A 12,234-nucleotide genomic window follows, 5' to 3' on the forward strand; every position below is an offset into this window, starting at 1 on the left:
TGGGTTGGGATTTGTCGTTGCTGGTTACTGTTCCCCGCCCGGGACGGGCAGGAAAGCGGCGGCTGTGAAGCATGCAAGCGGCATGAGCGCTGCAATCCACAGAACAACCAGCAGCCCGCAGTGGTCGGCGATCCAGCCGAGCAAGGTCACTGCCAGCCCGCCGGTTCCGATGGCGAAACCCACGATCAGCCCGGAGGCCAGACCTGCGTTGCCGGGAAGGTAGTACTGGCCGAGCACGACCGAAATAGTGAAGGTCGAAATCAGCACCCCGCCGAAGAGCCCAAGCAATACCAGAGCCAATGCTCCTCTGGTGACCAGGAACAGCGCGCCCAACGGTGCTGCCGCCAGGAAGCCCCAGAGCATGAAGCGCCGCGCGCCCCAGCGGTCCGCCAGCGGCCCGCCGATCACCGTTCCCAGAGCGCCCACCCCGAGGAAGACGAACAAGGGGATTCCCACGCTGTGCGGGTCGGCCTTCAGGTAGTCGACATAATAGAACGGAATGAAGGTAGTGAAGCCGAGCTGTGCCCAGGAACGCAGCGCCACAACCAGGATCAGCAGGGCGATCGCACCCGGCATGTTCCGGCGCGGCGAGTGCGCTGCCACTTGCGCTGCCACCCTGACGGGTGGAACGGAGAGGTGGGGCAAAACCAGCAAGAGCAATCCCGACACCACCAGGGCGGGAATCAGCAGCCCCAGGCTTCCTCTCAACCCATAGCCGGCGATCAAGGCGATGAGGATGGGCGGTCCGAACGAAGTTCCCGCATTGCCCCCGACCGAAAACCACGATATGGCGGTCGCCCGCTTCTCGCCCGCAACACTCGCAGCCGTCCGATACCCTTCAGGGTGAAACGAGGCTACGCCGAGGCCCATAATGACCAGAAGCCCGAGCAGTACCCCGTAGGAGGGCGCAATACCCGCCAGTGACAATCCCAACCCGGCCACCAGCACCGACAGCGGAAGCATCCATCTCCGCGCCTGCCGGTCCGACAAATAGCCGAAAATCGGCTGGATTACCGAAGAGGTCAGATTGGTTACGAGCACCAGGACCCCGACCGCAGTGTAAGACAGCCCGTGTGCCGTCTTCAGAAAAGGCAGAAGCGCAGGGAGCCCCCCCTGATTAATGTCGACCACCATGTGACCGAGGCTCAGAAACGCGAGCAGCCGGATGTCGGGCCGGTCGGCGATTCGCGCGAGTCTGGCTCCTGCTTCAGGCATGCTCATCCTTTAAAAATGAAACCACGGAACACACGAGATGCACGAAACCGGATTCGTGTATTTCGCATGTTTCGTGGTTTATGAACTACAGCAGGGATTGCAGGTATCGGCGGCTGTCCTCATTCGCCTGCCAACTTCAGCAACTCGTCCTCCGTAAGCTGCGCCACACCCAATTCCTTGGCTTTCGCCAGCTTTGAACCCGGATCGGCCCCAACAACCAGATAGCTGGTTTTTGAGGAGATGGATGTTACGACCTTGCCGCCGTGCTTTCCAATGATTTCGGCCGCTTCCTTCCGGCTCAGGGACGGCAGGGTACCGGTAAGGACGAAAGTCATGCCAACGAGCGGCCCGCCGTGCGGGGCTTCATCGCCAGTGCGCACAAACTGCAGACCCGCATTCTTAAGCCTTTGGATCAGATCCCGATTCTCTTCCACGTCGAAGTAACTGCGGACGCTGCGTGCGATTTCCGGACCGATCCCTTGAACCGATGAAACCTGCTCCTCCGCTGCCGCGACGATCGCGTCTATGCTGCCGAACGACGAGGCCAGCAGATCGGCAATACTTTCACCCACATGGCGGATTCCCAGGGAGAACAGGACGCGGCTGAAAGGCCGGGATTTGCTCCGCTGGATGCTTGCCAGAAGATTGGCGATCGATTTCTCTTTGAAATTCGGCAGGCGCGCGATCTGTTCGCCCTTCAGGGAGTACAGATCCGCGGCGTCGGAGATCAGGTTGAGGTCGAGCAACTTCTCGATGGTCTGTGGACCGAGGCCTCGGATATCCATAGCCCCCTGACTGACAAAGTGAATGAGAGACTCCAAACGCTGGGCAGGACAGCGCCGGTTCCTGCAGTAAGCCATCGCCTCGCCTTCCCCGCGCGTGACGGGCTGGTGACAGGCGGGGCACCTGTCCGGGTAATGGAACTCCCGCTCCGCTCCCATCCGCTTCTCGCGCACCGGCCCGACGACCTGAGGTATGACGTCCCCCGCACGCTTGACGATGACGACGTCACCTTCGCGGATGTCTTTGCGGCGGATGTCATCCTCGTTGTGCAACGTCGCGGTGTGGATCGTCACCCCGGCCAGCTGCACCGGCTCGAGGATCGCATAAGGATTCAAGGCGCCGGTGCGCCCGACGTTTATGTCGATCTTGAGCAGGCGCGTGGTCGCGAGTTTCCCCGGGAATTTGTAGGCTACGGCCCAGCGCGGGTCGCGGCTGACGACACCCAGACGCTCCTGATACTCGAGGCTGTTTACTTTCACCACGACACCGTCGATTTCGTAATCGAGCGTGTCGCGTTTTTCCTGCCATTCGCGGCAGAATCGGATTACGTCTTCGATCGCGGCGTGGTGCCGGTAGTTCGCGTTGACCGGGAAACCCCATGAGCGTAACTGTTCTAGAACTTCCAGCTGACCGTGGAGCCCGATCCCCTCGATGTATCCGATGGCATAGGCAAAAAAAGCCAGCGGGCGCGAAGCCGTGATGCGCGGATCGAGCTGACGCAGCGCGCCGGCCGCGGCGTTGCGCGGATTGGCAAAGATGTTCTCGCCCGCGGCCTCCCGCTCCTCGTTGATTCGATTGAACGCGGAAATGGGCAAATAGGCCTCTCCTCGGATTTCCAACCGCGCCGGGCGCGGACCTGGCGCGCGCAGCCGGAGAGGGACAGCGCGGATGGTCTTGAGGTTGGCGGTTACGTCCTCCCCCACCAGGCCGTTGCCGCGGGTGGCGCCGCGCACCAACACGCCATCCTCGTAGGTCAGCGCCACGGCATTCCCATCGATTTTCAGCTCACTCACGAAGTCGACCGCATCCGTTTGGAGGAGATTGCGAATGCGCCGCCCAAAGGCATGCAACTCCTCCTCATCGAAGGCATTGGCAAGGCTCAGCATCGGTCTGAGATGCTCGACTTTCTGGAAACGCTCTTGCGGTTCCGCGCCTACGCGCTGGGTCGGAGAGTCGGGCGAAGACAGTTCGGGATGCTCCCGCTCCAGTTCACGGAGTTCGCGGAACAACCGGTCATACTCCTCATCGCTGATGATCGGATCGTTCTCGACGTAGTAGCGATAGTTGTGGTACTCGACGTCTTTTCGCAATTCGGCGATTCGCGCAGCCACCTGGTCAATGTCTGTCTTCACGATACCAACTTTGCCCCTCAGCGCGGCGGTGGGGATTATTTTTTCGTGGCCTTTCTCTCAACGTCACGCCAGACGCGCAGCAGGTTGCCGCCCCAGATTTTGTCGATGTCTCTTTCCGAGTAGCCGCGCTTCACCAGCTCCAGCGTCACGTTCGGCGCATCGGTGTCGTCGTTGAAACCGGGAACCCCGCCGCCGCCGTCGAAGTCGGTACCGATGCCGACATGATCGACTCCGACGATTTTCACTGCATGATCGATGTGGTTCACGAAGTCCGTGATATTGGTCGGTGGATACCTGGCATCGACCTCCTTCAGGCGTTCCTGATAAATCTGGTTGAGCTTGGTGTACTCGGCGCGCTGGGCCTCAGTCATATTCTGCCTGTTGAACTGGGTCAGCCCGACATCGGCGCGCAGCTTCACAATCGCCTGCGTGCGCTCGGGAGAATCCGTTTTGAGATAGCTGCCGAGCGCGACGATCTGGATGACTCCGCCGTTTTTCTTGAGGGCCTGCAGTTGTGCATCGCTGAGATTCCGCGGACTATCGCACAGGGCGCGGCAGCCGCTGTGCGACGCGATAATGGGCGCCTTGGTAGCTTGGATCACGTCCCAGAACGATTTCTCGGCAATGTGCGAAACGTCGACCATGATCCCGAGCCGGTTCATCTCGGCGACAACCTGTTTGCCCAAAGGGGAGAGTCCGTTGTTCAGCGCCCTGCTGTTGGTCGCCGAATCGCAGATCTGGTTATCGCCGCTGTGGCTCAGGGTAATGTAACGCGCGCCGAGGTCGTAGTATTTCTTGATCAGCGACAGATCTGTGCCGATCACAAAACCGTTCTCGATGCCGATCATGAGAACGCGTTTCCCGGTCTTGGCGATGCGTTCCACATCGGCGGGTGAGGTTGCCAGTGCGCACCGGTCCGGATACATCTTCTCCGCTACTCTGTGGGCCGCAGTAAACTTCCCCATGGCCTGGTCATATGCAGTCTTGTAACTCTGTTCGTTGAGCTGAGCGCTCTGTCCGACGTAAACAGCCAGGAACACTCCCTTCAGGCCCCCCTTTTCCATCTTCGGCAGGTTGCATTTCGTTCGCGGGTTATCCACGCCCGGATCGTAATTGGAGCCGGGGATGTCGACATGGGTATCGATGGTGATTGCCCGCTCGTGGATAGCCTTGGCCTTCCTTGCCAGCTGCTCGTCGGCGGCACTCGGCGCCTGCTGCGAAAAGGCAACTAACGCGAGCAGCAGCGCAACGGCGAGAGCGGCACATGCGGTTCGAAACTTCATCGTGGACTCCTTCCTGGGATCGGTGACGCGACGGGGCTCGATTATAAACCCAGTCAACAAATATCGACAAACATTCTGAACCGCCGACTGCGATTCAAACGGTGGGGCGAGAACTCAGCTGCGAAGAATACGGCGCGGCAGGGCTGCATTCGGAAAATCTCAACGCGGAGTGCGCTGAGGTCGCAGAGCATGGATGGGTCTTCACGCGTCGAATTTCAGGAGTCGACCAGGCATTTCACCAACAACCGCGCCGTCCCGCAGGACCAATGGTCGCGCATCCCGAAGAGGTGAACTTGGTGTTGAGGGCACTCCGCCGAATATTGAAAACTTCTTAAGGAGGATGAAAGGAGCTGACGATGAAGGATTTGGGAGATGCGGAGTGCCGGGAAACCGGCGGGAGGCAGCTGGTGAGGGGGTATTCAGCCTCGCCCGCATCTCCCTCTGGTGCTTTCTCCGATGCGGGATGGTTTTGCCCCGGGCGGCTCTGTTTGCCGCCCGGGATTGCGCACAACCTACACGAGACTGAGCCACCCAATCCAGGCACCCAGCCGACCGCCGATATCGGCGCCAAAACCTACTTCTGGTTCTTGATCGCGGCCATTCCCTGACCCTGTGCTTCGCCCGCCGCCAAGCCTTTGCTGGTCAGAATCTTCACTTCAACCCGCCGGTTTTCCTGACGTCCCACGCGGGTCGCGTTGTCGGCCACGGGCATTTTGATGCCGAAGCCAAATGGCGTGACAATGCGCCGCAGGGGAATCATGCTGTCGGCAAGGTACTGCACAACGGCATCAGCGCGATGCTGGCTCAGAGTCCTGTTGTAGGCGGCGTCGCCTTCCGCCGAGGCAAAGCCGGTCACCTCGACGACATATCCCCTCTGTGCCTGCGCTTCCTTCACCAGTTGGTCCAATTGCGTTTTGGCCTCGGGAGAGAGAACTGCACTGCCCACCTTGAAATGAACATCGACGGTGTTCTTGACCTCGAAATCATCGACCGCCGTGATACGCGCATTGGTGGTCTGGTCCACGGTCGTGATTCGCTCCTGGGCCGCTTTCACGCCCTCGACCGCTGAATCCGCAGTCTCCTGCGCTGCCTTGGCACCGCCGCGCGCGGCATTGGAAACCTCTCTCAACTCATCGACCTGGCCCGACAGATGCTGGGCATTTTCCTCGCTGCGTGTCAGCCTGGTTTCAGTCTGACTCAGTCGGCCTTCTACTGGGGTGACGCGCGTCTCCACTGAGTTCGCCACCATGTACTCGGTCTGTGTGAACTTTATATCGCGTGCCGCAAGTGCTCCGTCGGCGTCACCCAATCCCTCGACATCCACGTCCAAACCGCGCACCAGGTTCGACGGCGCATAGCTCTTGGCGCCGCGGAACGGGTTGCTCTTCTTTTCTTTGATGGCAGTCGCGCCACTCAACTTTACCACCACATCATTCCCGCGCATGTCGCGCAGCACAAAGCTGTCCGCATCGCGCTGGACAATCACACCGGAAACTTTCGTCTTCTGTCCGGTCGCAAGCTTTATAGTATTCGAGTTGGCCTTTTCCTGTGCAAAGGATGCCGCACCCAACATGAGCATCCCGGCCATCACCCACAGCGAAATTCGTTGCATTGTTTTTCTCATTGACGTCCTCCCCAGCCGGATTAGTTCCGGCTTCGATCCACTCGTCCAAAATGTCGCAATACCCGTGCCAATGCAGGTTGGACAATAACTCTTATTTTATCAATGATTTATCTCATAGCGACCAAAAGAGCGCGGGACGCATATCGGGGAATTTTTCCCGTATCAGAGGGGGCAGAACCACCAACCGTACGAAATCGGGGGAGGTTCATCAATTATTCGCAGACTTTGTGTCAGTTCCCTGGTGCATTCGGAGTCGGCAAAGCAACTGACGCACTCCCGGGCTGCGTTATGCGGATTTCTGAAACTACCTGGAATCCACAGGATCTTGAATTTTGAGATCAGGCTGGAGTATTGTACGCAGTCCGGCTCGGGGCACGGATCCGAGATGCGGCAGCAAGCGCATGCCGTTGTGCCTTCGGGACGGGCAGGGTAAGGCACAGCCTTAGATACAACAAAGGTGTTAAGGGTTGCTGTCGCAGCACGCTGCTTGATGTGCTGTTCCGGCATTTACTAACATCCCGATGTTTGTCGGATCTTTCAACTAGCATCCTTCTTAGGAGTGAGCCATGAAAAAAGCGGTTTCGTTGATGGTAGCAGTGGGGCTGGTTATGACTTGTTGCCTGGTGGCTTTTGCGGCGCCGGCAGCAGACGCCAAAAAAGGCGAGGCGGTGTACGCGAAGAACAATTGCAAGGTGTGCCACTCGATCGCGGGCGTCGGAAGTCCGAAGAGTAAACTCGACGGTGTCGGTGCGAAGCTGACTGAGGATGCCATAACGAAGTGGATCAGGACCCCCAAGGAAATGAACCCCAAGACCACGATGATGGCCTATCCAGTTGCCAAGATCTCGGATGCCGATCTGGCCGACCTGGTCGCCTACATGATGACACTGAAGAAGTAGCTATCATCATTCCACGAGTCCGGCCCTTCGGACCCTCTGCGGCCTGAAGGGCCACTCTCGCGGTGCAGGCATCGCGGGAGAAAGACACCCGCCCAGTTCCCTGAATCTCTCCCGAACCGGCCCACTTCTGGATCAGAATCGGGGCCTGGAGATGACCATGAACATCCTCGTAACGGGCGCTTCAGGTCTGGTAGGCTCTGCGCTGGTGCCGTTTTTGAGCTCCCATGCCCATCGTGTGATTCGTCTTGTGCGCACAGGACCGAAGCCGGGCGCTGAGGAGATCCTTTGGGACCCGGAGGCCGGCTGGCTCGACCCCGTTTCCCTGGACGGGCTCGATGCAGTGGTGCACCTCGCAGGCGAAAGCATAGCATCGGGAAGATGGACCCTTGCCAGGAAGGGGCGCATCCTCGACAGTCGTGCCAACGGCACCCGGCTGCTCGCGCGCACGCTGGCTGCCGTAAAGCGAGCTCCCAAGGTTCTCGTCAGCACCTCCGCAGTCGGCTATTATGGCGACCGCGGCGCGGAGATTCTGCGCGAGGAAAGCGGCCCCGGCTCCGGATTCCTCACCGAAGTCTGCCGCCAATGGGAGCAGGCTGCTCGTGAGGTGACTGAAAGAGGAATCCGCCTGGTCGTGCTTCGTCTTGGAATGATTCTGAGCTCGGCGGGTGGCGCTCTTCCGCGCATGCTGCCGCCATTCCGGCTCGGCGCCGGCGGGCCACTCGGCAGCGGAAACCAGTATGTCAGCTGGATCGCTCTCGGTGATCTGTTGGCAATCGTCCTCTTCGCGCTTGCGGACCCGTCACTCCAGGGAGTCGTCAACGCGGTCGCACCCAACCCGGCCACCAATCGCGAATTCGCACGGACCTTGGGACGAGTCTTAAAACGCCCCGCTATGATCCCGGTTCCCGCATTTGCCATACGGCTGCTGTTCGGCGAGATGGGAGAGCAAGTGTTATTGGCAAGTTCCCGAGTGGAGCCCACCCGCCTCATCGCAGCCGGTTTCCAATTTCGCTATCCCGATCTGGAGACTGCACTCCGACACGAACTTGCACGGTGATGGCGATTCGAAAACACTTCCGAGCGAAGAAATGCGGATTAATTTTCCTGATCCGCGTGTTTCCGGGCTGCGGCGCGGTTCTGGCGGCCAGTGTCTCGGGTATAATGCCCCCGATGTCCAATAGTGTGCCTGATCCCCGCTTGCACTTCGATCCCGACGCACTCGGCCTGCGAGAACTGCCGCGCTTATTCTATCTCCGAAAAACAGACATCGTCGCGCGGGAACTCATTGGCAAATGGTTTGCCCGGCGCTATCAGGGACGCTGGTACGGGGGGCGCGTCGTGGAGACGGAGGCCTACCTGGGCAGGCGAGATGCCGCCGCACATTCCTGGCGCGGCCGGCGCACGCCACGCGTGGAGCCGATGTACCTGGAGGGCGGCCACGTCTATGTCTTTTTCGTATACGGCATGCACCATTGCGCCAATGTAGTCACCCGGCCGGCCGGCATCGCGGAAGCGGTGCTCTTGCGTGCCGCGGAAGGGCCGCAGGGCACCCCCGCCAGACTCATGTCCGGACCTGGCCGCCTGTGCTCCGCGCTGGGCGTCACCGTCGCCTTGAGTGGAGCGGATCTGCTCGCGGGTGGAGACTTGCGTATGTTCGGAAAGCCGCGAGAGAAAAAAACGCGGATTCAAGTCTCACCACGCATTGGCGTGGATTACGCGGGCGATGCCAGGCATTGGCCTCTCCGATACTTCGAGAGCAACTCTCCGGCGGTCTCCGGCCCGGCAGGGCTGCGCGGACCTGCGAAGTGAGAACCGACAACGGATGGCCCGAAAGTGACCTGCCTGTTCCTCAAGCACAATCTCAACGCGCGGGCGATCTCGTCCCTTCAGCAGAACGCCAACCAGATTCAGGGCGATGTGACGGATCTACTGGGCGAAATGGAGGCGTCGATCGCGGAAGCGAATTCGTTCACTGAGAAGATGCTGGCGTCGAAGTGATTCATGTTGGTACGTCAGATCTTCGGCATTGGGGTGTCTTCAGGCAAGGGATCAGGCCTGGAGATAATATCTTGGGGAATCCAGGCTATGCCGCAGAACGATATCTGAAAAAGCAAAGGTTCCAGGCCTGATCCAGCTGTCGTATGCCTCTACTTGCCGATCTTCGTTCCAATCACTTCTCCTGAAACGATAATCTCCACACGACGGTTCTTTTGCCGTCCCTCTGCTGTGCTGTTGTCCGCGACAGGCAGGGTTTTGCCAAGTCCCTTGGCAGTGATGCTGCCTGCAGCCAAACCCTGTTGGATCAGATAATCGCGAGTTGTGCCTGCCCGCTGCTCCGAGAGTTTCTGGTTCAATTCGTCACTGCCGGTACTGTCTGTATGCCCCTCCACTTGAAGCATCAATCCAGGGTGAGCCAACACGATGCCGGAAAGCCGGGCCAGTTTTTCGCGAGTCGCGGGGCGAAGATCGTATTTGCCGGTATCGAACAAAACATCCGCCATCGTAACCACCAGCCCTCGCGGCGTATCGCGCGTTTCCAGGATGCGATTGAACTGCTCCAGCAGGCTGGCGCGGAGTTGCTGTCTCTCCCGTTCGGCTCTCTCGGCCTCCTGGCGGGCTCGTTCCGCCTCGGCATTGGCGGCCTCTTCCTTGGCCCTGAGAGCGTCCTGCTCGGCCTTGGCTTTAGCCGCTGCCGCGTCTGCCTCGGCTTTGGCTTTGGCAGATGCAGCATCCGCCTCGGCCTTGGCTCTTAGAGCGGCCGCCTCTGCTTCTGCTTTCATCTGCGCTTCCCGCGCTGCGGCCAGCTCAGCCTGGCGACGGGCCTCTGCGTCGGCGTTCCTCTTGGCTTCAGCCGCTTCAACTGCCGCCTTGGCTTCTGCCGCGGCTTTGGCTTTGGCAGCTGCCGCCTCTCGCTCCTGCGCTATCCGCTCCGCCTCCTGTCGTTCGACTGCCAGCGCCCGGGCATCTTCCGAGAATTGAATTGCCTCGCGGGCCCTGGAAATGACCTCCTTTTTGTTAGCTTTTTTGGCCAGAGCATTTTCTGCCATTTTCAGGCTGGCTTCGGCCTTGCCAAAAATCTCAGTGGCGTATTGCTGAACGTGTCGTGTCTTTGCGATTTCCACCGCATTGCGAGCTTCATACATCTCCAAGGGCACGTTTTTCAGATCCAGTGACAGCGCCAGAGGATTCCCCATCTGCTCATACTGGCTTCGCTTCATCAGCTTGTAGTCGTTGACCTCGAAGATCTTCCCTTTCGTCTCCTTCCGGACCTCATTCTCCAGCACTACCAGTTCACTGGGCTGGCGTACCGCGAAGTAGGGCTCAGCCGTGACTATCAATGAGAATGTCTGCAGTTGGGTGGTGGCTTGCAGATTGCCCTGTCCATTTCTGTCGATCAGCAGTTCTCCGATATTGCCGGTGCGTCCATCCGGAGATACGACCCAGAGCACGTAGGTCAGGAATTCCGTGCCCAGCCTTGAGGGCTGGCCCAAGCCCATGACCTTGATCTCGATGTTCGTGATGCCCTTTCGCGCCTCGACTTTGGATTCCCCCATGGCTTGAGGCATCAGGTTTGTACCCTTCAGGTCGATCTTGGTTGAGCCGCCCCCGACCTGATAGCCGATCGCCTTTGTGGACTTGCTGATGAGGCTCGAAGCCGGCGCGCCCGTCTGCGATTGGGCCGCAGCGATACCTAGTGAGCTGCATAACGCCACACAGGTCAGCACTGCTGTGCCAACACGTTTCATGGTCTGCTCCTTTCAGCCGAGAATTGAATGATTTCACACTTGGAGAACTGCCGGCTGGGATGAGAACGATGAGCTTCAGTTTGAATCAGGCCCAAATTCCGAGGCCGCTCGTGCTTCGGATAAATCTATATGATATCAACTCATTCGCCTGCTGCAGTAATCCCATCCCGGCCACGCTCTCACATTTTATAGCGGTTCTTAGCCGTGAGGGGGCAATTTTTGCGCATTAACGCTTCGGCGCTCGCCGAGAAGGAACGCCTCACGGGCAACGAACTCCAGAAAATGTTGCCGGGAAAGAACGGCGCAAACTCATAGCATGACAACTTAGCTCGCTTCGCTCGCGAACTCCAGGGGCGGAGAAATGCCGTGACAGGCTACACATTCACACGGCAGCAATGGCCTGCCACCAGCAGGGTCCGAATCAAATTCCGCACCTTCACGACTCCTCGAGTGCTATCCTAACATCAGCCGCTGTCCAGTCAGGGGCAACCGGCTGCAAGACTGATGAGTACCGCAAGCCCGTGCGGTGCGGAATTTATCCGAGGAGAAGAGCTTTGGCTGAGATTCAGCTTCAGCTGCAGGTTTGTTAAAGCAGCTTCTCCGGTGGAGCCGTCCTATGGACCCGATCGTTCCCGAAGCCGAAGAGTACCACGTCCGCGACATTATGACGCGCGCTGTCATCAAGGTGGGCCCCGAAACGAGCGTAAGCGAGATCGCCCGGCTCATGGCTGAACACCACGCGAGCGGATTGCCGGTCGTGGATGAGGAGGACCGGGTGCTTGGCGTCGTCACGGACCTCGATTTGGTCGTTCGCAACACGCGGTTTAAACTACCGGCTTTCTTCACGCTGCTTAACGCAACGATTTACTTTGAGAGTGCCGGACACATCCGCGAGCGCCTGCATCACATGCTTGGGACGACGGCTCGGGAGATAATGTCCGAGCCACCCATCACCATTACGGCGGATGCGACAATCGAGGAACTCGCCGAGATCATGCTGGGGCGGCATGTTAACCCGATTCCCGTAATCGAGGAGGGCCGCCTCATCGGCATCGTCAGCCGCTACGATATCATCCGTTCCATGGCCAAAGGCGCAATGGAAGACATAGATCAAGGATAGGGTCGCATGCCGGTCTGTTAGTTTGCAGCCGGGGGTGCGGGCGGTACCAGAACATCCGGGCACGGCCCCGCCCGCACGTAGATGCCGAGGACGGTGAGGATCACTGCGATTGTGCCGAGGGCGCCCAGCACGAACACGCCAAACTGCTGTGGACGCATCTGCTGCCCCAGCCGCTCATCGATCGTGAGCATCGGCCGTGGCGCTACCGCCAT

General features: G+C 59.3%; 11 protein-coding genes. 5 read left to right on the forward strand and 6 right to left on the reverse strand.

The annotated features are described in order from the left end of the window. Positions 1-24: 24 nt before the first annotated feature. From LAP85_10175 to LAP85_10190, 4 genes are all read right to left on the reverse strand, one after another. Entirely contained in the window at positions 25-1,215 is a 1,191-nt protein-coding gene (locus tag LAP85_10175) for an MFS transporter (GenBank protein MBZ5496760.1), read from the reverse strand. Positions 1,216-1,334: 119 nt separating this feature from the next. Then, entirely contained in the window at positions 1,335-3,350 is a 2,016-nt protein-coding gene (gene ligA / locus LAP85_10180) for an NAD-dependent DNA ligase LigA (GenBank protein ID MBZ5496761.1), read from the reverse strand. 35 nt (positions 3,351-3,385) lie between these two features. Continuing rightward, the gene (locus LAP85_10185; GenBank protein MBZ5496762.1) at positions 3,386-4,633 is read right to left on the reverse strand and encodes a dipeptidase; all 1,248 of its coding nucleotides are present in this window, start codon (positions 4,631-4,633) and stop codon (positions 3,386-3,388) included. A 574-nt stretch (positions 4,634-5,207) separates the two neighbouring features. Continuing rightward, the gene (locus LAP85_10190; protein MBZ5496763.1) at positions 5,208-6,257 is read right to left on the reverse strand and encodes an OmpA family protein; all 1,050 of its coding nucleotides are present in this window, start codon (positions 6,255-6,257) and stop codon (positions 5,208-5,210) included. A gap of 566 nt (positions 6,258-6,823) precedes the next feature. Here LAP85_10190 and LAP85_10195 point away from each other — a divergent pair. The 4 genes from LAP85_10195 to LAP85_10210 all read left to right on the forward strand — a co-directional run bounded on the left by LAP85_10195 (position 6,824) and on the right by LAP85_10210 (position 9,154). Next, positions 6,824-7,156 (forward strand): cytochrome c, encoded by a 333-nt coding sequence (locus LAP85_10195; GenBank protein MBZ5496764.1) that lies wholly within the window; start codon positions 6,824-6,826, stop codon positions 7,154-7,156. 151 nt (positions 7,157-7,307) lie between these two features. Next, positions 7,308-8,213 (forward strand): TIGR01777 family oxidoreductase, encoded by a 906-nt coding sequence (locus tag LAP85_10200; protein MBZ5496765.1) that lies wholly within the window; start codon positions 7,308-7,310, stop codon positions 8,211-8,213. A gap of 113 nt (positions 8,214-8,326) precedes the next feature. Beyond that, positions 8,327-8,965, forward strand: a complete 639-nt coding sequence (locus tag LAP85_10205) for a DNA-3-methyladenine glycosylase (protein MBZ5496766.1) — start codon at positions 8,327-8,329, stop codon at positions 8,963-8,965. 24 nt (positions 8,966-8,989) lie between these two features. Beyond that, positions 8,990-9,154: a DUF2959 domain-containing protein gene (locus LAP85_10210; GenBank protein MBZ5496767.1), complete on the forward strand. Its 165-nt coding sequence runs from the start codon at positions 8,990-8,992 to the stop codon at positions 9,152-9,154. A 149-nt stretch (positions 9,155-9,303) separates the two neighbouring features. Here the strand turns inward: LAP85_10210 and LAP85_10215 are convergent, their stop codons facing one another. Beyond that, positions 9,304-10,350, reverse strand: a complete 1,047-nt coding sequence (locus LAP85_10215; protein MBZ5496768.1) for an OmpA family protein — start codon at positions 10,348-10,350, stop codon at positions 9,304-9,306. Between the two features lie 1,168 nt (positions 10,351-11,518). Between LAP85_10215 and LAP85_10220 the strand changes: the two genes are divergently transcribed. Continuing rightward, the gene (locus LAP85_10220; protein ID MBZ5496769.1) at positions 11,519-12,022 is read left to right on the forward strand and encodes a CBS domain-containing protein; all 504 of its coding nucleotides are present in this window, start codon (positions 11,519-11,521) and stop codon (positions 12,020-12,022) included. A 17-nt stretch (positions 12,023-12,039) separates the two neighbouring features. Here the strand turns inward: LAP85_10220 and LAP85_10225 are convergent. Further along, positions 12,040-12,234 (reverse strand): hypothetical protein (locus tag LAP85_10225; protein ID MBZ5496770.1); only part of this gene is annotated, 195 nt, incomplete at its 5' end.

This window comes from Terriglobia bacterium (genome assembly GCA_020072565.1).
Classification (GTDB): Bacteria; Acidobacteriota; UBA6911; order UBA6911; family UBA6911; genus JAFNAG01.